General features: G+C 66.8%; 21 protein-coding genes. 12 read left to right on the plus strand and 9 right to left on the minus strand.

Annotated features, from left to right (window positions below; all coding sequences use genetic code 11):
* Positions 1-306: 306 nt before the first annotated feature.
* From ACYP5B_RS32130 to ACYP5B_RS32145, 4 genes are all read right to left on the minus strand, one after another.
* Positions 307-1,482: an osmoprotectant ABC transporter ATP-binding protein OsmV gene (locus ACYP5B_RS32130; protein ID WP_459572337.1), complete on the minus strand. Its 1,176-nt coding sequence runs from the start codon at positions 1,480-1,482 to the stop codon at positions 307-309.
* Positions 1,483-1,484: 2 nt separating this feature from the next.
* Entirely contained in the window at positions 1,485-2,132 is a 648-nt protein-coding gene (locus ACYP5B_RS32135; protein ID WP_459572338.1) for an ABC transporter permease, read from the minus strand.
* A 10-nt stretch (positions 2,133-2,142) separates the two neighbouring features.
* A complete protein-coding gene (locus ACYP5B_RS32140; protein ID WP_459572388.1) occupies positions 2,143-3,027 on the minus strand; it encodes a glycine betaine ABC transporter substrate-binding protein in 885 nt (294 codons plus the stop codon).
* Between the two features lie 97 nt (positions 3,028-3,124).
* Entirely contained in the window at positions 3,125-3,841 is a 717-nt protein-coding gene (locus tag ACYP5B_RS32145) for an ABC transporter permease (protein WP_459572339.1), read from the minus strand.
* 701 nt (positions 3,842-4,542) lie between these two features.
* On the opposite strand from ACYP5B_RS32145, the gene ACYP5B_RS32150 reads away from it, so the two are divergent.
* From ACYP5B_RS32150 to ACYP5B_RS32175, 6 genes are all read left to right on the plus strand, one after another.
* Positions 4,543-5,472 carry a pirin family protein gene (locus ACYP5B_RS32150; protein WP_459572340.1) on the plus strand — a complete coding sequence of 310 codons (930 nt, stop codon included), beginning with the start codon at positions 4,543-4,545 and terminating at the stop codon, positions 5,470-5,472.
* Positions 5,473-5,903: 431 nt separating this feature from the next.
* Entirely contained in the window at positions 5,904-7,493 is a 1,590-nt protein-coding gene (locus ACYP5B_RS32155; protein ID WP_459572341.1) for an ABC transporter ATP-binding protein, read from the plus strand.
* Positions 7,486-8,586: an ABC transporter permease gene (locus tag ACYP5B_RS32160; RefSeq protein WP_459572342.1), complete on the plus strand. Its 1,101-nt coding sequence runs from the start codon at positions 7,486-7,488 to the stop codon at positions 8,584-8,586. The genes ACYP5B_RS32155 and ACYP5B_RS32160 overlap by 8 nt, the downstream gene beginning before the upstream one ends.
* Positions 8,587-8,603: 17 nt before the next feature.
* Positions 8,604-9,524, plus strand: a complete 921-nt coding sequence (locus tag ACYP5B_RS32165; protein WP_043344569.1) for an ABC transporter permease — start codon at positions 8,604-8,606, stop codon at positions 9,522-9,524.
* Between the two features lie 180 nt (positions 9,525-9,704).
* Positions 9,705-10,850, plus strand: a complete 1,146-nt coding sequence (locus tag ACYP5B_RS32170) for a BMP family ABC transporter substrate-binding protein (protein WP_400093849.1) — start codon at positions 9,705-9,707, stop codon at positions 10,848-10,850.
* Between the two features lie 262 nt (positions 10,851-11,112).
* On the plus strand, positions 11,113-11,406 hold the full coding sequence (locus tag ACYP5B_RS32175) for a YkvA family protein (protein WP_459572343.1): 294 nt from the start codon (positions 11,113-11,115) through the stop codon (positions 11,404-11,406).
* An 18-nt stretch (positions 11,407-11,424) separates the two neighbouring features.
* Here the strand turns inward: ACYP5B_RS32175 and ACYP5B_RS32180 are convergent, their stop codons facing one another.
* From ACYP5B_RS32180 to ACYP5B_RS32195, 4 genes are all read right to left on the minus strand, one after another.
* On the minus strand, positions 11,425-12,399 hold the full coding sequence (locus ACYP5B_RS32180) for a quinone oxidoreductase family protein (RefSeq protein ID WP_400093847.1): 975 nt from the start codon (positions 12,397-12,399) through the stop codon (positions 11,425-11,427).
* A gap of 66 nt (positions 12,400-12,465) precedes the next feature.
* A complete protein-coding gene (locus tag ACYP5B_RS32185) occupies positions 12,466-12,852 on the minus strand; it encodes a methylglyoxal synthase (protein ID WP_006162443.1) in 387 nt (128 codons plus the stop codon).
* A 118-nt stretch (positions 12,853-12,970) separates the two neighbouring features.
* Entirely contained in the window at positions 12,971-13,759 is a 789-nt protein-coding gene (locus ACYP5B_RS32190; protein ID WP_400093846.1) for an SDR family oxidoreductase, read from the minus strand.
* Position 13,760: 1 nt separating this feature from the next.
* Positions 13,761-14,783, minus strand: coding sequence for a DMT family transporter (locus ACYP5B_RS32195; protein WP_459572344.1), 1,023 nt, complete (start codon positions 14,781-14,783; stop codon positions 13,761-13,763).
* A gap of 299 nt (positions 14,784-15,082) precedes the next feature.
* Between ACYP5B_RS32195 and ACYP5B_RS32200 the strand changes: the two genes are divergently transcribed.
* The 4 genes from ACYP5B_RS32200 (at position 15,083) to ACYP5B_RS32215 (ending at position 18,459) form a co-directional block, all read left to right on the plus strand.
* The gene (locus ACYP5B_RS32200) at positions 15,083-16,237 is read left to right on the plus strand and encodes an acyltransferase family protein (protein ID WP_459572345.1); all 1,155 of its coding nucleotides are present in this window, start codon (positions 15,083-15,085) and stop codon (positions 16,235-16,237) included.
* A gap of 213 nt (positions 16,238-16,450) precedes the next feature.
* Complete coding sequence (locus ACYP5B_RS32205; protein WP_459572389.1) at positions 16,451-17,410, plus strand: Bug family tripartite tricarboxylate transporter substrate binding protein; 960 nt, start codon at positions 16,451-16,453, stop codon at positions 17,408-17,410.
* A gap of 114 nt (positions 17,411-17,524) precedes the next feature.
* Positions 17,525-18,175, plus strand: coding sequence for a uracil phosphoribosyltransferase (gene upp / locus ACYP5B_RS32210; RefSeq protein WP_400093842.1), 651 nt, complete (start codon positions 17,525-17,527; stop codon positions 18,173-18,175).
* Between the two features lie 137 nt (positions 18,176-18,312).
* Positions 18,313-18,459, plus strand: a complete 147-nt coding sequence (locus ACYP5B_RS32215; RefSeq protein WP_459572346.1) for a DUF3149 domain-containing protein — start codon at positions 18,313-18,315, stop codon at positions 18,457-18,459.
* A 13-nt stretch (positions 18,460-18,472) separates the two neighbouring features.
* Here ACYP5B_RS32215 and ACYP5B_RS32220 read toward each other — a convergent pair whose 3' ends face one another.
* Positions 18,473-20,020 (minus strand): helicase HerA-like C-terminal domain-containing protein, encoded by a 1,548-nt coding sequence (locus ACYP5B_RS32220; RefSeq protein ID WP_400093839.1) that lies wholly within the window; start codon positions 20,018-20,020, stop codon positions 18,473-18,475.
* A 258-nt stretch (positions 20,021-20,278) separates the two neighbouring features.
* On the opposite strand from ACYP5B_RS32220, the gene ACYP5B_RS32225 reads away from it, so the two are divergent.
* Positions 20,279-21,004 carry a YebC/PmpR family DNA-binding transcriptional regulator gene (locus tag ACYP5B_RS32225; protein ID WP_267605899.1) on the plus strand — a complete coding sequence of 242 codons (726 nt, stop codon included), beginning with the start codon at positions 20,279-20,281 and terminating at the stop codon, positions 21,002-21,004.
* A 105-nt stretch (positions 21,005-21,109) separates the two neighbouring features.
* A complete protein-coding gene (gene purD, locus ACYP5B_RS32230; protein WP_400093837.1) occupies positions 21,110-22,378 on the plus strand; it encodes a phosphoribosylamine--glycine ligase in 1,269 nt (422 codons plus the stop codon).
* Positions 22,379-22,438: the final 60 nt, after the last annotated feature.

The raw sequence follows: 22,438 nt of genomic DNA on the forward strand, positions 1-22,438 counted from the left end.
GCGGAAATCACGGCTACACCGAATGGTTCTCTATTCCCGCCGGTTTGCTCCCCTCTCCCACTTGTGGGAGAGGGGCCGGGGGAGAGGGCGGGCGCTCGTTACGCCTGCGTGCTGGAAAACACCACGGGCTACGCTTCAAGTGGCGCCTAGCTAAGCCACCCCTCTCCCCCTGAGGGGAGAGGGAGAGACAGCCGTCGTCATGGCGCGCGGCTTTGGCCCGTTCGCGGCTTCGGCTAATGCTCCAGGTTTGTCAGCGAGCTGGGGCCGGAAATTCCGGCCCGCTTTCTATCTGGCACTTGCCATGCACTACGCCGCAACGCGCTCGATGGCAGCCGGCGCCTGCGGCGGCTGAATCACCGGCGCGTTCCCGCGCGAGCGGCCCGAGCTGAGATAGTCGGCGATCGACTCCTGCGTGACTTCGCCGAGGTAGACGCCATCGGCGTCCACCACCGGCAGCCAGCTGGTGTTGTGCTGGTACATGCGCGAGAGCACGATGCGCAGGTGCTCGTCGAACGCGGCGGTCGCCATGAACGGCCGCATCGCGTCCGCGCACACGCCCTGCCCCGCGCGCGCATCGCGCCGCGTGACGTAGCCCAGCGTGCGCTGCGCGTCGTCCACCACAGGCAGGTGACGCACGTCGGCCTCGTCCATGATGGCGAAGGCCCGCGCCAGCGGCATGCCGGGGCTGCAGGTCTGCGCCATGGTGGCGGCATCGCCGGCGCGCACCAGCAGCAGGCGCTTGAGCGTGTTGTCGTGGCCGATGAAGGCTTGCACGAAATCGTCGGCCGGACGTGCCAGCAGCGCGTCGGGATGATCGAACTGCACCAGCTTGCCGCCGCGGAACACGGCCACGCGGTCGCCCAGCTTGATGGCCTCGTCGATATCATGCGAGACCATGATCACGGTCTTGCCGAGCTGGCGCTGCATCAGGAAAAACTCGTTCTGGATGCTCTCCCGGTTGATCGGGTCCACCGCGCCGAACGGCTCGTCCATCAGCAGCACGGGCGCGTCCGCCGCCAGCGCGCGGATCACGCCGATGCGCTGCTGTTGCCCGCCCGAGAGTTCGCGCGGATAGCGCGTGAGCATCTTGTTGGGATCGAGCTGCACCATCGACATCAGCTCGCGCGCCCGCTCGCGGCAGCGCTTCTTGTCCCAGCCCAGCAGGCGCGGCACCACCATGATGTTCTCCTCGATGGTCATGTTGGGGAACAGGCCGATCTGCTGGATCACGTAGCCGATCTTGCGGCGCAGCGTGACTTCATCCACGCGGGTGGTGTCCTCGCCGTCGATCAGCACCCGGCCGGAGCTGGGCTGGATGAGGCGGTTGATCATCTTGAGCGTGGTGGTCTTGCCGCAGCCCGAGGGACCGAGGAAGACGCAGATCTCGCCCTTGGGCACCGTGAGCGAAACGGCATCGACGGCGCGCACTTCGGCGCCGTCTTTTTGCTTGAAGGTCTTGGTGAGTTGGTCGAGTTCAATCATGTTCAGCGAATTCCTATCGGTGTCAGCGCCCGCTGCAACCACTGCAGGCAGGCATCGGCCACGATGGCGAGCACGCTGACCAGCACCGCGCCGATCGCCAGCTTGCTCATGTTGCTCTGGCTGATCGCTTGCAGGATCAGCACCCCGAGGCCACCCGCGCCGATGATGGCGGCAATGGTGGCCACGCCGATATTCATCACCACGGCGGTACGCACGCCGCCGAGGATGACGGGCACGGCCAGCGGCAGGTCCACCAGCCGCATGCGCTGCCAGGTGGTCATGCCGATGCCGCGGCCGGCTTCCTGGATGCCGTCGTCGACATTGGTGAGCGCTACGCAGGTATTGCGCATGATCGGCAGCAGCGAATAGAGGAACACCGCGGTCACCGCCGGCACGTAGCCAAGTGCGTGGCCGAAGCGCGCGAAGATCGGGATCATCAGTCCGAACAGCGCGATCGATGGCAAGGTCAGCACGATGGTGGCCAGCGTCAAGAGCGGCGTGGCGAGAAAGCGGAAGCGCGCGCACAGGATGCCCAGCGGCACGCCGACGACGATCGCCAGGCCAACCGCTGAGCCCACCAGCGCCAGGTGCTGGCCGGTGAGCTTGAGCAGGGTCGGCCAGCTGTGTTGGAGGTAAGTCAGCAAGTCCATGCGGCCCTCCTCAGATCAGGCCGTGGCCGCGCAGGAATTCCCGCGCCACCTTGTCGACCGGTTGCTGGTCGATGTCGACCTTGTAGTTCATCTCGGTCATGGCCGCGTTGTCGAGCTGGGCCGACAGCGCGTTGAGCAGGCCCGCGAGCTCGGGATGCGCGTCCAGTGTTGCCTTGCGCACCACGGGTACCGCGTTATAGGCCGGGAAGAAGTGCTGGTCGTCTTCCAGCAGCACCAGGTCGAAGCCCTTGACGCGGCCGTCGGTGGTGTAGACCAGGCCCAGCTCGACCTGCTCGTTCTTCAGCGCCGTGTAGACCAGGCCGGGATCGAGCTGGATCACGTCGCGGCGCGAGAACGGCAGCTTGTAGAGCGTCTTGAGCGGTTCCAGCCCGTCGGGACGCGCGGCAAACTCCATGTCGACCGCGAACGGATGGGCGGTGCCTTCGCCGGCGGCGCGCATCTTCTCGGCGAAGGCCGACAACGTGGTCACGCCAGCGGCTGCGGCGCGCTTTCTCGGCATCGCCAGCGCATAGGTGTTGTTGATACCGGAGGCGTCGAGCCATATCAGGCCGCGCGCGGCGTCGAGCGTCTTGACGCGCGCATAGCTTTCCTCGGCGCCGAGCTTTTCCTCGACCTTGTTGAACACGATCAGCGCCGTCCCGGTGTAGTCCCACACCACATCGAGCTGGCCGCTTTCCATCGCCTGGCGCATCAGCGTGCTGCCAAGGCCCGCGGTCAGCTCGGTGGCGAGGCCTTTGGCCTGCAGGTACTGCGTGGTCATCGACGACAGGATCAGCTGCTCGGTGAAATTCTTGCCGCCTACGCGAACGGTGTCGGCGTGCGCCGGCAGCGCCAGGGCTGCCACGGCGGCAAGCACGGCCACGCTCGCCAGCATGCGTGCGTGGCCACGGGCCGCGCGGCCCGCGTGGGCCAGCGCGCTTGTGATGAAATGCATCGGGTTCTCCTTCATGTTCTGTGCGCCCATCAGTGCCTTAGCGCGCCAGCCCGCGGCGGCGCAGGTAGCAATAACCCGCGGTGGCGAACAGGCCGTCGAGGGCGAGTGCCAGCAGCGCGGTGGCCGCGGCGCCCAGCAACAGCAGGGGCTGGTTGTTCAGGTAGATGCCGGGGAAAATCAATTCGCCCAGGCTGTTGGCGCCGATCAGGAAGGACAGTGGCACCGTGCCGACATTGATCACCAGGCTGATGCGCACGCCCGCCAGGATCACCGGCAGCGCATTGGGCAGCTCGACCCGGAACAGGCGCTGCGTGGCGGTCATGCCAAGGCCGCGCGCGGCCTCGATCAGTGCCGGGGAGACGCCGCGCAAGCCCTCGCAGGTATTGCGCACGATCGGCAGCAGCGAAGCCAGCCACAGCGCCAGGATGGCGGGACGCTCGCCGATGCCAAGCACGGCCAGGGCCAGCGCCAGCACCGCCAGCGACGGCACGGTGTTGCCGATATTGAAGATCTGCATCAGGCGGTCGGCCCAGCGGCGCATGCAGGGCCGGCTCAGGCCGATGCCGGCCGGGATGCCGGTGGCCAGCGCCAGCGCCATGGACCACGCCACCAGGCGCAGGTGGTCGGCCACGTCGTACCACAGGCGGTCCTGATATTGCAGGATGGCATCCACGCCGATCCACGTGACCAGACCGGCCAGCGCGGCAAGCGTGAGACATCCCCAGGCCAGCGCCTGTACGGATTGCTTGGACATATTCCCCTCTGTCCGCATGCCGAATGTGGGCACGAAACGCCACATCCGGATTGACGGACGAACTAAGTGGGCTCGGGCGGGTGCAAATGGGGGCCGCCGGCCCTGACTAGATTGCCTTGCCCGCCATGACCGGCAGATGAGCCGGTGGACGGACGCCGGGTTTCACGCTGTAGAGCGGGAAACCCAATTGAAGGGACACCGTGCCGGTAAAGGCGGGAGTCCCGGGAGCGGCGCAACCCGCTGCAAGGTGCAGGAACGGGAGGCCAGTGGCAGCGCAAATTTGGTGGTTCCGACGCGCCGCCGGATCAATCGGCCGGTGCCACGCTTGGGAAGGCAAGGTGTTGGGGCGGCACTTAAAATGCCTGCCCGGGCCCTGCCTGCCCGACACGCCGACATGATTACGCGGCATCGGATGACAACGAGAGCGCTATTATACCCATTTTCATCGATCTTGTCACCATCACGCTTCCCTTGCGTTTTCACGCCGCTTTCTGGCTGCCTTTATCAGGCTTCGCATGACATCTCGGCGCCACGCGCGTTGTTCCAAAAATGACACAGCGAGTGAGGCCGACCGTACCATGGGCAGAACAATCTTTTGCCCGGATGCCCTCTACCGGTTCTGGCCCAAACCCTTAAATTACGAGGGTAGCCTTTGGGGCCGCGCGCCATTGCCGCCACCCCCAGCCAACAGGAGATCGATCATGGAACAACGCACTACCGCCCCCACCGTCCCAGCCACCGCCGCGGAAACCGTTCAGCGCTCGCGCGCGGTCGACCGCGTGGTGCGCGGCATCGCCACCTCGGACGGCGCCGGCGTCAAGCTCACCCGCGTGCTCACTCAGAACCTGCAGCGCCGCCTGGACCCGTTCCTGATGCTGGACGCGTTCGGCACCGATAGCCGCGACGACTACATCGGCGGCTTCCCCGACCACCCGCACCGCGGCTTCGAGACCATCACCTACATGCTGGCCGGGCGCATGCGCCATCGCGACAGCGCCGGTAATGAGGGCCTGCTCGAAAACGGCGGTGCGCAATGGATGGTGGCCGGCGCCGGCGTGGTGCACTCGGAGATGCCCGAGCAGGAAGACGGCCGCATGGAAGGCTTCCAGCTGTGGCTGAACCTGCCCGCCGCGGACAAGATGACGGCGCCCTGGTACCGCGACCTGCCGGCCTCCGCCGTGCCCACGGTAGCACTGCCGGGCGGCGCCACGGTGCGCGTGCTGGCGGGCGCCTCCCATGGGGTGGCTGGCGCGGTCACGCGCCCGGTCACGGAGCCGCTTTACCTGGACGTGTCGTTGCCGGCAGGGCAGACCTTCTCGCAAGCGCTGCCACAAGGGCATAACGCCTTCCTGTACACCTATCGCGGCGAAATCGCGGTCGGCACCGGCAACAACGCCGCCGTGCTGGAAGCGCAGCGCATGGGCGTGCTGGACAATGCCGCCGGCGCCGACGGGGTCAACGTCACGGCCACGGCCGATGCGCGCTTCCTGCTGATCGCGGGCAAGCCGCTGGGCGAGCCGATCGCGCAATATGGGCCGTTCGTGATGAACACCCAGGAGGAGATCTACCAGACCCTGGCCGATTTCCGCGAAGGCCGCTTCAACCAGATCGCGGTCAGCAACGGCGCCTGACACGCCGCAAGCCATCGGGGGCGGCATCGCGCCGCCCCCGTTCCGGCATAGGCCGGGGCGTCCTGCCCTGGCCGCCGACTCCCTCCCCTTCCCCGCTCCTCCGTTCCTCCCGCTTTCCGCAAATTTCTCGCCGGTTTCGCGCCCATCGGCCATGCTGGCCGTCCTCGGCAGCCCAGCCGCCCGCGCCCCCGCCCGAAACGCCCGGCATGCGACTTGCAACCTGCTTGTATCCGTTGCGGGGCCGAGAAAACTGGCCCGACCAGGTCGTCCAAACCCCGCACACTTATATAATCCAAGGTTAATAAACGGCATCACCGACCAGTCATGGTTGCTGCAATGCGTAACGGCGATCCTGCCCCACGCACTGCAGGAGGTGCTGCCTGATACGAACATTGATCCACGTTGCTGCCATAACAACTCGAGCCGCCTCAGTGACCTTAAGCACAACCCCAAGGCTGGCGCTTGCCCATATCAGCAAGCGCTACCCCGGCGTGACCGCCAACGACGACGTGTCCCTCGTCGTCGCCCCCGGCGAAATCCACGCCGTGCTCGGCGAGAACGGCGCCGGCAAGTCCACCCTGATGAAAATCATCTTTGGCGCGGTCAAGCCGGACGCCGGCGACATGCACTTCAACGGTGCACCCGCCGCCATCCATAATCCGCACGACGCACGGAACCTGGGTATCGCGATGGTGTTCCAGCACTTTTCGCTGTTCGATACGTTGACCGTGACCGAAAACATCGCCCTTGGCCTGCCCCGGGGCAGCAAGGCGGGGGCCGGCAGCCCGCACGCGGGCACCAATATGAAGCAGCTGGCCGACCAGATCCGTGAGACTGCCCAGCGCTATGGCTTGCCGTTGGAGCCGAACCGCCATGTGCACACCTTGTCGGTGGGCGAGCGCCAGCGCGTGGAAATCGTGCGCGCGTTGCTGGCCAAGCCGCAACTGCTGATCCTGGACGAGCCGACCTCGGTGCTGACCCCGCAGGCGGTGCAGACGCTCTTCATCACGCTGCGCCAGCTCGCCGCGGAAGGCACCAGCATCCTGTACATCAGCCACAAGCTCGACGAGATCCGCGAGCTGTGCCATAGCGCCACCGTGATGCGCATGGGCCGCGTCACCGGCGTGTGCGATCCGCGCCAGGAAAGCGCGGCCTCGCTGTCGCGCCTGATGATCGGCGGCGAGCCGCCGCGCGAGGCGCGCGTGCAGACCGAGCCAGGCACCTGCCGGCTGGCGGTGCGTGAACTCTCGCTGCCGCGCGCGCATGCGTTTGCGACGGAGCTCTCCGGGATTTCGCTGGACCTGCGTGCCGGCGAAATCGTTGGCATCGCCGGCGTGTCCGGCAACGGCCAGCAGGAATTGCTGGCGGCGCTGTCGGGCGAGGACGTGCGCGCCGCGCGCGACGCCATCACGCTGGATAACAAGCCGGTGGGCAAGCTGGACGCGCGCCAGCGCCGCCGCGCCGGGCTGGCCTTCGTGCCGGAGGAGCGCCTCGGCCGTGGCGCCGTGCCCGGCATGAGCCTGGCCGCCAACATCCTGCTGTCGCACCAGTCCGCGCCCTATGTGCGGCGCGGCATGATTTCGCCCAAGGCAGCTGCCAGCCTGGCGCAAGCCGTGATCGGCCGCTTTCGCGTGAAGGCAAATGGGCCCGACGCGCTGGCCAAGAGCCTGTCGGGCGGCAACCTGCAGAAATTCATCGTCGGCCGCGAGATCGAAAGCGGCCCGAAGGTGCTGATCGTGGCCCAGCCCACCTGGGGCGTGGACGTCGGCGCAGCGGCGCAGATCCACAACGAGCTGCTGGCGCTCAAGGCCACCGGCTGCGCGTTGCTGGTGGTGTCTGAAGAGCTGGATGAACTGTTCGCCATCTGCGATCGCCTGCACGTGATCGCCAAGGGCCGGCTGTCGCCGTCGATCCCCACCCAGGACGCCACGCGCGAGCAGGTTGGCCTGTGGATGAGCGGCCTTTGGGAAGGTGGCCCTGGCGGGCGGCGCGAACAAGAGGAGGCCTTGCTCCATGGCTGATTTCCTCCTTCGTTCGCCGGTATCGCTGGCACCGCGCGGGCTGCCCTCGCGCCGCATGGCCTATGCCTCGCCCTTCATCGCGCTGGCCTTGACGCTGGCCTTCGGCGCCCTGCTCTTCCTGCTGCTCGGCAAGGATCCGGTCGCCGCGCTCAAGGTGTTCCTGGTCGACCCGCTCAAGGACCGCCGCGCCATTGGCGAGGTACTGCTCAAGACCGTGCCCCTGGTGCTGTGCGCGCTCGGGCTTTCGGTGTGCTACCGCGCCAATATCTGGAACATCGGTGCTGACGGCCAGCTCATCGTCGGCGGCATCTTCGCCGGCGCCACCGTGCTGTACTTCGACGTGCCGGGCAATGGTGTGAACAGCACCGTGGTGCTGGTGCTGGCCGCGCTGGCAGGCGTGGCCGGCGGCATGTTCTGGGCGTCGCTCACCGCCGCGCTCAAGGACAAGTTCAACGCCAACGAGATCCTGGTGTCGCTGATGCTGACCTATATCGCGCAGCAGTTGATGCTGTACGTGGTCAACGGGCCGCTGAAGGATCCCAACGGCATGAACTTCCCGCAGTCCAAGGTGTTCTCCTCCGAGTTCCTGCTGCCTAACCTGATGTCGGGCTCGCGCCTGCACGCAGGCTTTGTGGTGATGCTGGTGCTGGTGGTGCTGATGACCGTGTTCATCTTCCGCAGCTTCGCGGGCTACCGCCTGCAGGTGGGCGGCACCGCCCCGGCGGCGGCGCGCTATGCCGGCTTCTCGGCGCGCCGCTCGCTGTGGAGCGCGCTGATGATCTCCGGCGGCACGGCCGGCCTGGCGGGCGCGTTCGAGGTAACCGGCCCGATCGGCCAGCTGCTGCCCTCGATCTCGCCCGGCTACGGCTTCACCGCGATCATCGTGGCCTTTGTGGGTCGCCTGCATCCGGTGGGCACCGTGTTTGGCGGCATCGTCATGTCGCTGTTCTATATCGGCGGCGAAATGGCCCAGTCGCGCCTGGGCCTGCCTTCGGCGCTTGGCTCGGTGTTCCAGGGCATGCTGCTGTTCTTCCTGCTGGCCAGCGATACGCTGATCGACAACCGCCTGCGCTGGCGCGCCAAGGCCGCCTGAGCGAGAGCCCACAAGACATGGAACAACTAGCCCCTCTTATCGCCACCGCGATCAACGCCGGCACGCCGTTGCTGCTGGCGGCGCTTGGCTTGCTCATCAACGAACGCGCCGGCGTGCTCAACCTGGGCGCCGAAGGCATGATGCTGGTGGCCGCGGCGTTCGGCTTCATGGTCGGCTACCAGACCCAGTCGCCGCTGATCGGCTTTGCCGCCGGCGCGCTGGCCGGCATGCTGATGGCCACGCTGTTCTCGTGGCTGGCGCTGGTGCTGGCCACCAACCAGGTGGCCACCGGCCTGGCGCTGTCGATCTTCGGCACCGGGCTGTCCGCCTTCATGGGCCAGCGCTTTGTCGGCTTTGCCATGCCGTCGCAGGCCAAGTCGATTCCCTGGCTGGCCGACATTCCCTTCTTCGGGCCGGCCTTCTTCCAGCAGCACTGGATGGTGTATTTCAGCTTGTTCCTGTGCGGCGCGATCATGTGGTTCCTGTTCCGCACGCGCGCCGGGCTGACGCTGCGCGCGATTGGGGAGTCGCCGGAATCCGCGCATGCGCTGGGCTACCCGGTGCGCCTGATCCGCTTTGGCGCGCTGCTGTTCGGCGGCGCCTGCTGCGGGCTCGCCGGCGCCTACCTGTCGCTGGTGTACACGCCGATGTGGGTGGAGAACCTGGTGGCCGGGCGCGGCTGGATCGCACTGGCGCTGACCACCTTCGCCACCTGGCGCCCGGGCCGCGTATGGGCCGGGGCGTGGCTGTTCGGCGGCGTCACCATCCTGCAGTTTTACCTGCAGGGCATTGGCGTATCGGTGCCGTCGCAGATCCTGTCGATGCTGCCATATGCGGCGACCATCGTCGTGCTCGCGCTGATCTCGCGCAACCCCGCGTGGATCCGCCTGAACATGCCGGCCTCGCTTGGCAAGCCGTTCCGCCCCGGTGCCGCCTGACCGATCCTGTTGCCGTGCCTGCCAGGCGCCGTGCCGGGCAGCGCCGCGTTTTCGTTTTTACTCAGTTTGTCAAAAGTCCATCAGAGACTCCAGGCTTAAAGCCCTCGTTGTTCAGAGCCACAGTTGCAACCTTAGTCAAAACATCGGTACTCAGTACCCCGGTCATTACAAGGAGAAATCATGATCGTCACGCGCAGGAAAACCCTTGCCGCACTGGCTGCCACCGCCGTGCTGGCTCTCGCGGGCTGCGGCAAGAAAGAAGCCGAAAAACCGGCGCAAAGCGCGGCTGGGGCCTCCGCTCCCGTCGCCGAGCAGAAGGCCGAGCCGCTCAAGGTCGCCTTCGTCTACATCGGCCCGGTCGGCGATGCCGGCTGGACCTACGCCCACGACGCCGGCCGCAAGGCCGTGGAAGAAAAGTACGGCGACAAGGTGAAGACCTCCTTCGTCGAGAACGTGCCCGAATCCGCCGCCGATGCCGAACGCGTGTTCCGCGACCTGGCCGCGCAAGGCAACAAGCTCATCTTCGGTACCACCTTTGGCTACATGGAGTCGATGCTCAAGGTCGCCAAGGAATTCCCGGACGTGAAGTTCGAGCACGCCACCGGCTTCAAGACCGCCGAAAACCTCGCGCAATACGACGTGCGCACCTATGAAGGCGCTTACCTGGCTGGCGTGGTCGCCGGCAAGATGAGCAAGACAGGCAAGATGGGCGTGGTGGCATCGGTGCCCATTCCCGAGGTGATCCGCAACATCGACTCGTTCACCCTGGGCGCGCGCAGCGTCAATCCCAAGGCTACCGTGAAGGTGGTGTGGGTGAACAAGTGGTTTGATCCGGGCAAGGAGCGTGAAGCCGCTACCACGCTGATCGGCCAGGGCGTGGACATGCTGATGCAGAACACCGACTCCGCCGCCGTGGTGCAGACCGCGCAGGAAAAGGGCGTGTACGCCTTCGGCTGGGACAGCGACATGAGCAAGTTCGGCGAGAAGGCCCACCTGGCCGCCTCGGTGATCTCGTGGGGCGTGTACTACAACAAGGTGGTCGGCGACGTGCTGGCCAACCAGTGGAAGAACAGCACCACGTGGTGGGGCGTCAAGGAAGGCATGATCGACCTGAAGGGCTTCAACGCCGTGGTGCCGGATGACGTGAAGGCACTGGTGGAAGAGCGCAAGAAGGGTGTGGTCGACGGCTCCGCGCCGATCTGGAAGGGTCCGCTCAAGGACAATACCGGCAAGGAGCAGCTGACCAAGGACCAGGTCGCCGACGATGGCTTCCTGCATGGCATCAAGTTCTACGTGGAAGGCGTGGAAGGCAAGATCCCGGGCTGATCGCCAGTAGCGCTTGAAGCAGTTGCCGGCAGTCCGCACTCGCGGGCCTGCCGGCACGGTGGCGGGGCGATTCTCCGGCCCCGCCACCTATCCTGGATGCCCTTCGCGTCACCCCTCCCCTGCCTGAAATCCCCGCGGAACTTGAAGCGCCCAAGATCGGCCCAAGCTATCTGCGAGTGGCGCAATCGGCCGCGCTGCTTGATCGCGCTTCATCGCGCTCGATCACACTAGTGGCATTTGCAATAAGTGAAGGAGGCCTCTCATGTGGAAACGATTTTCAGCACTGTGGACCCTGGTGCGGCGCGATGGCCGCCTGCTGTGGTACGCGCTGCGCCATCCCGACGCCCCGCGCTGGCTGCGCCCTGCCGCGTTCGGCCTGGTGCTCTATGCCATTTCGCCGATTGACCTGATTCCCGACTTCATCCCTGTCGTGGGCCTCATGGACGACGTGGTGCTGATCCCGCTGGCAGTGCACTTCATCCTCAAGTGCCTGCCGCCGCATGTGCTGCGGCAGGCCGAGGCGCGCGCCGGCGCCCAGACGGTGCGAGCCCGCTAGCCGCCCGGGCTGCCAGGCTCAGGGCAGCAGGACGGTCGTGCCGGTGGTCTTGCGGCCTTCCAGGTCGCGATGCGCCTGTGCCACATCCGCCAGCGCATAGCGTTGGCGGACTTCAATCTTCACCCGGCCGCTGGTCACCATCTCGAACAGCTCGGCCGCCATCGGCTCCAGCAGTTCACGGTGGACCACATAGGTCATCAGCGTCGGCCGCGTGATGCGCAGCGAGCCCTTGTTGCCCAGCACGGACAGATCGAACGGCGGCACCGGGCCGGATGCGTTGCCGAACATCACCATGGTGCCGCGCGGCTTCAGGCAATCCAGCGAGCCGTTGAAGGTGTCCTTGCCAACCGAGTCGTAGACCGCGGCGACGCCCTTGCCGCCGGTGATTTCCTTGACCTTGTCGACGAAGGATTCGCGCGTGTAGACGATGGTGTGGTCGCAGCCATGCGCGCGCGCCAGCGCGGCCTTCTCATCACTGCCGGCGGTGCCGATCACGGTGGCGCCCAGCGCCTTGAGCCACTGGCTGGCGATCAGGCCAACGCCGCCCGCGGCGGCGTGCAGCAGCACGGTATCGCCGGCCTGCACGCGGTAGCTGTCACGCACCAGGTATTGCGTGGTCAGGCCCTGCAGCATCATCGCCGCGCCCTGCTCGAACGAGATGGCATCCGGCAGGCGCACCACGATATCGGCCGGCATGACCCGCACCTGCGCATAGGCGCCCGTGGGACGGCCGGCATAGGCAACACGGTCGCCCACGCTCAGGTGCTTCACGCCATCGCCAACCGCCTCCACCACGCCGGCGCCTTCCATGCCGAGGCCGGCCGGCAGCGGCTGCTTGTACAGCCCGGTGCGGAAATACACGTCGATGTAGTTGAGGCCAACCGCCTCGTGCCGCACGCGCACCTCGCCGGGGCCGGGATCCCCGACCTCGACGTCGACCCACTGCATCACCTCCGGGCCGCCGGTCTCGAAAATGCGGATGGCCTTGCTCATGTCTCGCTCCTTTCTTTGATGCGTTGTTGGTATGTGTTGATGCGGAAGTACGCCGGCTGAAGCGGCTTACTCCGGATACAGCCGCCGCAGCTCCGCGATCAGCAGATCCGCGGTGGCCACATTGGTGGCGCAGGGCACGTTGTGCACGTCGCAGGCGCGCACCAGGGCATTGATATCGGGTTCGTGCGGTTGCGGCGTCATCGGGTCGCGCAGGAAAATCACCACGCCCACGCGGCCTTCGGCCAGCTGCGCGCCAATCTGCAGGTCACCGCCCCACGGGCCGGAGAGCATGCGCGTCACCGTCAGGCCGATTTCGTCGCTCAGCCGGCCGCCCGTGGTGCCGGTGGCGAGCAGTTCACAGCGCGACAGGAAATCGCGATGGCGGCCCGCAAAGGCCACGATGTCGTCTTTCTTGTGGTCGTGCGCAATCAGCGCAATACGAGGGGGAGTCATCGGCATCATCCTGGCCAATCAGAGAAAGGCCGGGCCGGCATGGCCCGGCGGGAAAACGCCCGCGGCGCGGCACGGCTGCCAGGCCGCCCGCGCGCCGCGGATTGGGTGCGGCAGTCGTTCAGAACGTGCCGGGGTAGGCGCCGCCGTCGAGCAGCACGTTCTGCCCGGTCATGTACGCGGCGTGGCGGCTGCACAGGAACGCGCAGGTGGCGCCGAACTCGGCCGGCTCGCCAAAGCGGCGGCTCGGGTTCTGCGCGGCGCGGCGCTTCGAGACCTCCTCGATCGACAGGCCGGCCTGCCTGGCGCCGCCTTCCATGGTCTTGTAGAGTCGGTCGGTATTGAACGGGCCGGGCAGCAGGTTGTTCACCGTCACGCCGTGCTGAGCCACTTCGCGCGCCAGGCCGGCGACAAAGCCGGTCAGGCCCGAGCGCGCGCCGTTGGACAGGCCGAGCACATCGATCGGGGCCTTCACGGCACCGCTGGTGATGTTGACGATGCGGCCCCATTTGCGCGCGATCATGCCGTCCACGGTGGCCTTGATCAACTCGATCGGGGTCAGCATGTTGGCGTCGATCGCCGCGATCCAGGCGTCGCGGTCCCAGTCGCGGAAATTGCCCGGGGGCGGGCCGCCGGCGTTGTTGATGAGGATGTCCAGGTCGCCCAGCTTGGCGACGGCTTCCAGCGCCAGCTTTCGCCCTGCCGGGGTGGTGATGTCGGTGGCGACCGCCATCACGCGCCGGCCGTGGCGCGCGCGCAGGTCCGCCGCCGCCTTTTCCAGCGCCTCGGCGCCGCGCGCCACGATCACCACATCCACGCCTTCGGCAGCCAGCGCGTCGGCGCAGGCAAAACCGAGGCCCTTGCTGGCGCCACACACCAGCGCATGCTTGCCGCGCAATCCTAGATCCATCTCATCGACTCCTTGTGTCATCGAGGCGGCCACCCGCCTGCTTGTTGTCCTGCGCATCCATCGCGCTGCCGCCGCGCCCTGCTGCCCTGGCAGTGCCTTTGCCGCTGCGCGCTGACAGCAAATATATCCCGCCCATGACCAGCGCGCTGCCGGCGAGCTGCACGCCGGTGATCGGCTCGCCCAGCAACCAGAAGCCCAGGAACAGGGTCGAGACCGGTCCGAGCATACCCGCCTGCGATGCCATCGGCGCGCCGATGCGCGCCACCGCCACCATCGTCAGCGACACCGGCAGCACCGTGCAAAACACCGAATTGGCAAGCGAAAGCCACATCACGGGCGCAGGCTGCAGCAGCGCCGCCAGCGGGCGGCGCAGCACCAGATATTGCACCACGCAGCAGGCGGTGGAAACGCACATCGCATAGGCCACCAGCCGCAACGAACCGATGCGCTGCACCAATTCGCCGGACGCGATCAGGTAGACGCCGTAGGTCAGTGCGCTGCCGAGCACCAGCGCGGCGCCGAGCCACACCTGGCCGCCGCTCACGTCGAGATCATGCGCGAAAACCAGCACGATGCCTATATAGGCCAGCGCCAGGGACAGCCACTGCCGCATGCTGATGCGCCGCTTGAACAGCACGGCGCTGGCCAGCAGCACGAAGGACGGCGTCAGGAACAGGATCAGCCGCTCGAGCCCGGCCGTGATGTATTGCAGGCCGAGGAAGTCGAGGAAGCTGGACAGGTAGTAACCGATGATGCCGAGGAACACGATGCGGCCGCGATCGGCCCAGGACAGCGCCGGCAGGCGCCGCGACTGCCACCAGCCGATCGCCATGAACAGCGGCACGGCAAACAGCATGCGCAGGCTGATGACCATGACCGCGTCGACCTGGTAGCGGTACATCAGCTTGGCGACGATCGCCTTGCCGGAAAAGAGGATGGCGCCGACGGCAGCCACGGCCAGGCCGGCGCGCTGCGATGCCAGCTCGGTGGCAGGCAAGGAGCGGGAAAGTTGGGATGCAGACAAGGGAGAAGCCGGATAGTGGGGCCCCGCGCCGCTGGACGCGGGCGGCCCGCCAGGGACGCGAGCCATTGTATTCGAAAAGAGGCAATTGCATCCGATGCGCATTGTGCTGCGTACAGGTGTTGGGCGACGTGCCCCAACCTTCCCTTTGAAGGAACCATCATGCAACGCGGCTTTCGCTATGTGGGATGGCGCACCTCCACGCCGTGGCCGCCAGGCTAAGCTCTGCCCAGTAGAGTCGCGCGCTGCGGGCCGCCGTGTGCCGCCCGCAGCCCTGGCGAGCCGGAACCGGGAGACTGGTCGTGGATGGCACGGACCGAAGCAGACAATACGATGTGCTGGACCTGATCCGGGCGCTGGCCGCGGGCCTGGTCTGCCTTGGTCATATCCGGGCGCTGGTCATCGTCGACTATGGCGCGAGCGGCCCGCATGGCGGTGCGGCCGGCGTAGCGCTGCAGCTGTTCTACGCGCTTTGCAGCGTCGGCCACGAATGCGTGATCGTGTTCTTCCTGCTCTCGGGCTACCTGGTGGGCGGCACCGTGCGCCGCAAGATGACGCGTGGCGACTGGTCCTGGCGCAGCTACCTGGCCGACCGCATGACACGGCTATGGATCGTATTGCTGCCCGCGCTGCTGCTCGGCCTGTTCTGGGACAGCGCAGGGATCCACCTGGCGTGGGGACCGTTCTACCAGGGCACCGAGGGCAACGCGGTCCAGCAGATCGATATCTCGCAGAACCTCGGCGCCGGGGGATTTGTTTGCAACGCAGCCTTCCTGCAGACCCTTGCCTGCCAGACCTACGGCTCCAACGGGCCGCTGTGGAGCTTGGCCAACGAGTTCTGGTACTACCTCTGGTTCCCTGCGCTATACGGCGCCTGGCACCTGCGCCGCACGCCGCAGGTGTTGCTGTGCGTATTGGCGGCGCTGGTCACGATGGGGTTGTTCCACGGCCTGGTCGAAGGCTTTTTGTACTGGCTGCTGGGCGTGCTGGCGCAAGCCCTGGAGCCGCGGCTGGCGAAGGTGGCGGCGATCGCTCGGCGCAGGTGGCTGGTGCTGCCGGCGTTGCTGGTTTTCCTCGCCGCCATTGCGCTCGCCAAGCATCGGCCATACGCCGACGCCGCTGTCGCGCTGGGCTTCTTCGTGCTGCTGCTGACCGTGTTGTCGACGCGCATCCGTATCGGCCCCGCTGGCTTGTCGCGCCTGGCTACGGTGGCGTCCGGATTCTCGTACTCGCTTTACCTCACGCATTTCCCGCTGGCCCTGTTCATCGCCGCGGCCCTGGTCAAGGTCCGCCAGCCCGTCGGCGCCGGCAGCCTTGGCCTGGTGGCGCTGATCCTGGTGGGCTGCTATGCCTATGCCTTTGCCGTGTACTGGGTATTCGAGCGCAATACGCGGCGCGTGCGCGACCTGCTTGGCCGCCCGGCGCTGCCGGCGGCGGAGCGCGGGCAGAATATCTAGCGCGAGCCGCCACGCTCTTGCCTCGCTTGCCAGCCTGCCCTGAGGGCAACCCTGGCAGCCATCCTGAAACTGCCGTAAGCTCGCCGGTCGGCGCGTCACACGCGCGCCGCATAAGAAAAACCAGGAGCATTCATGACGGCAGCACCCCTCGCTACGCTTTCCTCGCGCATTCCCGTTCCAGTCGACAAGCAAACTGCCGCCCGCCCGCTGATGATGGCCGCCGCCGCGGTTGCCGCGCTCGCATGCGGCTGGCTGCCATCGGTCGCCAACGCGGCCGAATACCCCGTCAAGCCGATCCGCTTCATCGTGCCTTACGCCGCGGGCGGCACCACCGACCTGGTGGCGCGCACGGTCGGCCAGAAGGTGGCGGAGAAACTCGGCCAGCCCGTGGTGGTGGAGAATCGCCCCGGCGCGGGCGGCAATATCGGCATGGAAGCGGTCGCCAAGGCCGCGCCGGACGGCTACACCATCGGCTTCGGCGCCATCTCGACCAATGCGCTGAACCCGCATATCTACAAGCACGTGCCGTTCGACCCGCGCAAGGATTTCACCGCGGTCAGCCTGCTCGGCACCTCGACCATCGTGCTGGAAGTCAGCAACAGCCTGCCGGTGAAGAACGTGGCCGAACTGGTCAGCTACGCCAAGGCCCATCCTGGCCTGACTTACGCCACCGCGGGCACCGGCACGTCCATGCACCTGGCGGGCGCGATGTTCTCGCAGATGACGCAAACGGGCCTGACCCATGTGCCATACAAGGGCAGCAGCCCGGCCATCAACGACATGCTCGGCGGCCACGTGCAGGTGATGTTCGACAACCTGCCCGCCTCGCTGCCGCACATCCAGGGCGGCAAGCTGCGCGCGCTGGCCGTGGCCGGCAAGAGCCGCTCGCCGGCGCTGCCGAATGTGCCAACGCTGGCCGAGGCCGGCCTGGCGGGCTACGCCGTCGAGCCGTGGTTCGGCGTGTACGGCCCGGCCGGGCTGCTCGCGCCGGTGGTGCAAGCGCTCAATGCCGCCTTCGTCGAGGCGCTGGGCAACGTGGACGTGAAGGACAAACTGGTGCAAGCGGGCTTCAACCCCAAGGGCTCGAGCGCGGCGGACCTGCAGTCGCTGACGCTGTCCGAGTACGAGAAATTCGGCAAGGTCGCCAAGAGCGCCAGCATCTCGGTGGATTGAGCGCACGCGGGGCTGCGCGCTTGCGGCGGGAGGATCGCCGGGGGCGGGCAGCACCGCATCCATTACAATCCGGCTGCAACGGGCCCTCGCGCCCACTCCAGCCGCCTACCCGCCATGAAGCAAGATCCCCGTTTTCCCAAGCTGTACATCCTCGATCACCCGCTGATCCAGCACAAGCTCTCCCATATGCGCGACAAGGACACCTCCACGCGCACGTTCCGCGAGCTGCTGCGGGAGATCACACTGCTGATGGGCTATGAAATCACGCGCGACCTGCCGCTGACCACGCGCCGCATCGAAACGCCGCTGGTGGAGCTGGACGCGCCGGTGATCGCCGGCAAGAAACTCACCATCGTGCCGGTGCTGCGCGCCGGCGTGGGCATGAGCGACGGCCTGGTCGAGCTGATTCCCTCGGCCCGCATCGGCCATATCGGCGTCTACCGAGACGAGCAGCACCGCCCGGTGGAATACCTGGTGCGCCTGCCCGACGTGGAAGACCGCAGCTTTATCCTGTGCGACCCGATGGTCGCCACCGGCTACTCCGCCGCGCATGCGGTGGATGTGCTCAAGCGCCGCGGCGTCAAGGACGATGCGATTACGTTCGTGGCGCTGGTAGCAGCGCCGGAAGGCGTCGAAGTGTTCCAGAAGGCACACCCCGGCGTGAAACTGTTTGTCGCCTCGCTGGACAGCCACCTGGACGAGCACGCCTACATCATCCCGGGCCTGGGCGACGCGGGCGACCGGCTGTTCGGCACCAAGAACTGAGTGTTCCCTGCCTGTCCGGGCCTTCGTCTGCGCCCGGCTTGACCGGCCTCAATCCCGCCGGCCGCGGCTCTCCCTAGACTATCGGTATCGGCAGAGGCACACCGTCCGGTGTGCCTCGCCTGACCTGGGAGACCCACATGGCAGCCTTGAAGATCCTGTTTTCGACCCCCACCGGGCTGATGAGCCTGGCCGTCATTGCCTTCATCATCGGCATGGGCTGGTTCTTCATCCGGCTGTTCCTGCGCAAGATGCGGGAAGACGAGGCAGCGGCGCGACGCCGCTGAGCCCTCCCCCCGCCTACTTCTTCTTGCCCGAGCCTAGCAAGCTGCCCAGCACGCCGCGAATCAGCTCGCGCCCGACCTGCGAGCCCACCGTGCGCGCAGCCGACTTGGCCATCGACTCCAGGATGGAGTCGCCACGCCCGGTCTTGCCGGTGCCCTTGGTCAACCCGCCGAAGATCTCGCCCGCCTGGTCCAGCCAGCCGCCGCCCTGCGCGGGCTCCGGCTGGCCTGCCGTGGGCACGGGCGCGGGTGCGCCGCTGCCGGCAGCGGTGGGAGAAGACGCAGGCGCGGCGGCACGGCCCTTGAGCTTCTCGTAAGCCGACGCGCGATCGATGGTCTGCTCATAGGTACCCGCCACCAGCGAGCTGGCCAGCAACTGCTTGCGCTCGTCGTCGGTGATCGGGCCGATCCGGCTGCCGGGCGCCAGCACCCAGGCGCGCTCGGTGATGCCGGGGATGCCTTTGGCGTCGAGCAGCGACACCAGCGCCTCGCCCACGCCGAGCTCCCCGATCGCCTTCTCCAGATCCAGCCCCGGCTTGGCCCGCATGGTGGTGGCCGCCACCTTGACGGCCTTCTGGTCGCGTGGCGTGAAGGCGCGCAGCGCATGCTGCACCCGGTTGCCGAGCTGGCCCAGCACGGTATCGGGGATGTCGACGGGATTCTGCGTGACGAAATACACGCCAACGCCCTTGGAGCGGATCAGCCGCACCACCTGCTCGATCTTGTCGAGCAGGGCCTTGGGCGCGTCGTTGAACAGCAGGTGCGCCTCGTCGAAAAAGAACACCAGCTTGGGCTTGTCGAGATCGCCCGCCTCGGGCAGTTTCTCGAACAGCTCCGACAGCAGCCAGAGCAGGAAGGTGGCGTAGAGCTTGGGCGAATTCAGCAGCTTGTCGGCAGCCAGGATGTTCACCACGCCCTGCCCGTTCTCGGTCTGGATGAAGTCATCCAGGTTGAGCATGGGCTCGCCGAAGAACACGTCGGCGCCTTGCGACTCCAGCGCCATCAGCCCGCGCTGGATAGCCCCGATCGAGGCCGCAGAGATATTGCCGTATTCGGTGGTGAACTGCCCGGCGTTGTCGCCCACGTACTGCAGCATGGCGCGCAGGTCCTTGGCGTCGAGCAGCAGCAGCCCGCTGGCGTCGGCGATGCGGAAGACCAGGTTGAGCACGCCCTGCTGGGTGTCGTTGAGCTCCAGCATGCGCGACAGCAGCAGCGGCCCCATATGTGAGACCGTGGCGCGCACGGGATGGCCCTTTTGCCCGAACACATCCCACAGGGTGGTGGGGCAGGCGCCCCACACCGGCTCGGGCAGGCCGAGCTCGGCCAGGCGCGCTTTGAGCTTGTCGGAGAGCTTGCCCGGCTGGGAAATGCCGGTCAGGTCACCTTTGACGTCGGCCATGAAGACCGGCACGCCCAACCGGGAGAAGCCCTGGGCCAAGCTTTGCAGGGTCACGGTCTTGCCGGTGCCGGTGGCGCCGGTGATCAGGCCGTGCCGGTTGCCCATCTCGGGCAGCAGGGCAAGTTCCAGCTCGGCGTTCTTGGCGATGATGATGGGTTCGGCCATGGTCTCTCTGGTTGGCAAGCCGCGCGGCGCATTCGCCGCGACCGTCCCCGCCTTTCCCGGCGGCTCCCGTGATCGGGAGGCCAGCGGCGGCGGGGCCGCGTGATAAAATGCTGGGCTGATTATAGCCAGCCCCCAGGCCGGCTCACAGACACATAAACCACCCGGCGCGCCGCCAGCGAGCATCCGTTGCCCGCCCGGCACAGCCGGCGCGCAACGCCAAGGCACGCGCGTCAAACATTTTCCGCTGCGGAGAGAATCATGGCCGGTCACTCAAAATGGGCCAATATCAAACACAAGAAGGCCGCGGCTGACTCCAAGCGCGGCAAGGTCTGGACCCGCCTGATCAAGGAAATCACCGTCGCCGCGAAGCTCGGCGGCGCTGATCCCGACTCCAACCCGCGCCTGCGCCTGTCCATGGACAAGGCGATGGATGCGAACATGCCCAAGGACAACATCCAGCGCGCCATCCAGCGCGGCGTGGGTGGCCTGGAAGGCGCCAACTACGAAGAAATCCGCTACGAGGGCTACGGCCTGGCCGGCGCGGCGATCATCGTCGACTGCCTGACCGACAACCGTACCCGTACCGTGGCTGAAGTGCGTCATGCCTTCTCCAAGAACGGCGGCAACATGGGCGCGGAAGGCTCGGTGGCGTTCATGTTCACCCATTGCGGCCAGTTCCTGTTTGCCCCCGGAACGGCCGAGGACAAGCTGATGGAAGCGGCGCTGGAAGCCGGCGCCGACGACGTGGTCACCAACGACGACGGCTCGATCGAAGTGCTGTGCCCGCCCAACGATTTCGGCGCGGTCAAGGCCGCGCTGGAAGCCGCGGGCTTCAAGGCCGAGATGGCCGACGTCACGATGAAGCCGCAGAACGAAGTCAGCTTCACCGGCGACGACGCCGTCAAGATGCAAAAGCTGCTCGACGCCCTGGAAAACCTGGACGACGTGCAGGAAGTCTTCACCAACGCGGTGATCGAGGAGTAAGGCGGGGATCGGGTAAGACCTCGCCTCACGGCGGCAGCGCGGCTCGATAAGCCATTGCTGCCGCTTTTCGCATTTCGCATGCGTCATTTTTTCTGGCAGTAGATCATGAAAGTATTGGTTGTCGGCTCGGGTGGTCGTGAACACGCGATGGCCTGGAAATTGGCCCAGTCGCCCAAGGTGCAGGTGGTGTACGTGGCGCCGGGCAACGGCGGCACCGCGCTCGACAAGCGGCTGCAGAATGTTCCCCTGACCGATCCGGCAGTGCTCGCCGCCTTTGCCGAGCGCGAAGGCGTGAGCTTCACGGTGGTCGGCCCCGAGGCGCCGCTGGCGGCCGGCATCGTAGATATCTTCCGTGCCAAGGGCCTGCGGATCTTCGGCCCGACGCAAGCGGCGGCCCAGCTGGAATCCTCCAAGGATTTCGCCAAGGCTTTCATGCAGCGCCACGGCATCCCGACCGCCGCCTACCAGACCTTCAACGACGCCGCCGCGGCCCACGCGTATATCGACGCGCAGGGCGCGCCGATCGTGATCAAGGCCGACGGCCTGGCCGCCGGCAAGGGCGTGGTGGTTGCCGCCACGCTGGAAGAAGCGCACGCCGCGGTCGACATGATGCTGGCCGACAACCGCCTCGGCGACGCCGGCGCGCGCGTGGTGATCGAGGAATTCCTCGAGGGCGAGGAAGCCAGCTTCATCGTGCTGGTGGACGGCAAGAACGTCCTGGCACTCGCGACCAGCCAGGACCACAAGCGCCTGCTCGATCACGACGCCGGTCCCAATACCGGCGGCATGGGCGCGTACTCGCCGGCCCCGGTGGTCACGCCCGCGCTGCATGCACGCGCGCTGCGCGAGATCATCATGCCGACCGTGCGCGGCATGGAAAAGGACGGCATCACCTACACCGGCTTCCTGTATGCCGGCCTGATGATCGACAGCGAAAGCAACCTGAAGACGCTGGAATTCAACTGCCGCATGGGCGACCCGGAAACCCAGCCGATCCTGGCGCGCCTGAAGACCGACCTGGTCGATGTGATGGAGCACGCCGTCAACGGCAAGCTCGACGAGATCGAACTGGACTGGGACCGCCGCACCGCGCTGGGCGTGGTGATGGCCGCCTTTGGCTATCCCGATGCCCCGCGCAAGGGCGACACCATTACCGGCATCCCGGCCGAGACCGACGACAGCGTGACCTTCCACGCCGGCACCACGCTCAAGGATGGTGTGCTGCTGACCACGGGCGGCCGCGTGCTGTGCGTGGTCGGGCTGGCCGATACCGTCAAGGCGGCGCAGCGCGCGGCTTATGGCGCGGCCGAGAAGATCCACTTCGATGGCATGCAATACCGTACCGACATCGGCTACCGCGCCATCAAACGGTAAAGGGCGAATAGATCTACTGCGCGGCCCATGGCGAGCCCTGCGGTGCTCGCCATGGGCCGC

This window comes from Cupriavidus sp. 8B (genome assembly GCF_054589115.1).

Coding starts and splice junctions, on each gene's coding strand:
- ACYP5B_RS32130 (WP_459572337.1), bottom strand. CDS start 1,482: ATGATTGAACTCGACCAACTCACCAAGACCTTCAAGCAAAAAGACGGC.
- ACYP5B_RS32135 (WP_459572338.1), bottom strand. CDS start 2,132: ATGGACTTGCTGACTTACCTCCAACACAGCTGGCCGACCCTGCTCAAG.
- ACYP5B_RS32140 (WP_459572388.1), bottom strand. CDS start 3,027: ATGCTGGCGAGCGTGGCCGTGCTTGCCGCCGTGGCAGCCCTGGCGCTG.
- ACYP5B_RS32145 (WP_459572339.1), bottom strand. CDS start 3,841: ATGTCCAAGCAATCCGTACAGGCGCTGGCCTGGGGATGTCTCACGCTT.
- ACYP5B_RS32150 (WP_459572340.1), top strand. CDS start 4,543: ATGGAACAACGCACTACCGCCCCCACCGTCCCAGCCACCGCCGCGGAA.
- ACYP5B_RS32160 (WP_459572342.1), top strand. CDS start 7,486: ATGGCTGATTTCCTCCTTCGTTCGCCGGTATCGCTGGCACCGCGCGGG.
- ACYP5B_RS32165 (WP_043344569.1), top strand. CDS start 8,604: ATGGAACAACTAGCCCCTCTTATCGCCACCGCGATCAACGCCGGCACG.
- ACYP5B_RS32170 (WP_400093849.1), top strand. CDS start 9,705: ATGATCGTCACGCGCAGGAAAACCCTTGCCGCACTGGCTGCCACCGCC.
- ACYP5B_RS32175 (WP_459572343.1), top strand. CDS start 11,113: ATGTGGAAACGATTTTCAGCACTGTGGACCCTGGTGCGGCGCGATGGC.
- ACYP5B_RS32180 (WP_400093847.1), bottom strand. CDS start 12,399: ATGAGCAAGGCCATCCGCATTTTCGAGACCGGCGGCCCGGAGGTGATG.
- ACYP5B_RS32185 (WP_006162443.1), bottom strand. CDS start 12,852: ATGACTCCCCCTCGTATTGCGCTGATTGCGCACGACCACAAGAAAGAC.
- ACYP5B_RS32190 (WP_400093846.1), bottom strand. CDS start 13,759: ATGGATCTAGGATTGCGCGGCAAGCATGCGCTGGTGTGTGGCGCCAGC.
- ACYP5B_RS32205 (WP_459572389.1), top strand. CDS start 16,451: ATGGCCGCCGCCGCGGTTGCCGCGCTCGCATGCGGCTGGCTGCCATCG.
- upp (WP_400093842.1), top strand. CDS start 17,525: ATGAAGCAAGATCCCCGTTTTCCCAAGCTGTACATCCTCGATCACCCG.
- ACYP5B_RS32215 (WP_459572346.1), top strand. CDS start 18,313: ATGGCAGCCTTGAAGATCCTGTTTTCGACCCCCACCGGGCTGATGAGC.
- ACYP5B_RS32220 (WP_400093839.1), bottom strand. CDS start 20,020: ATGGCCGAACCCATCATCATCGCCAAGAACGCCGAGCTGGAACTTGCC.
- ACYP5B_RS32225 (WP_267605899.1), top strand. CDS start 20,279: ATGGCCGGTCACTCAAAATGGGCCAATATCAAACACAAGAAGGCCGCG.
- purD (WP_400093837.1), top strand. CDS start 21,110: ATGAAAGTATTGGTTGTCGGCTCGGGTGGTCGTGAACACGCGATGGCC.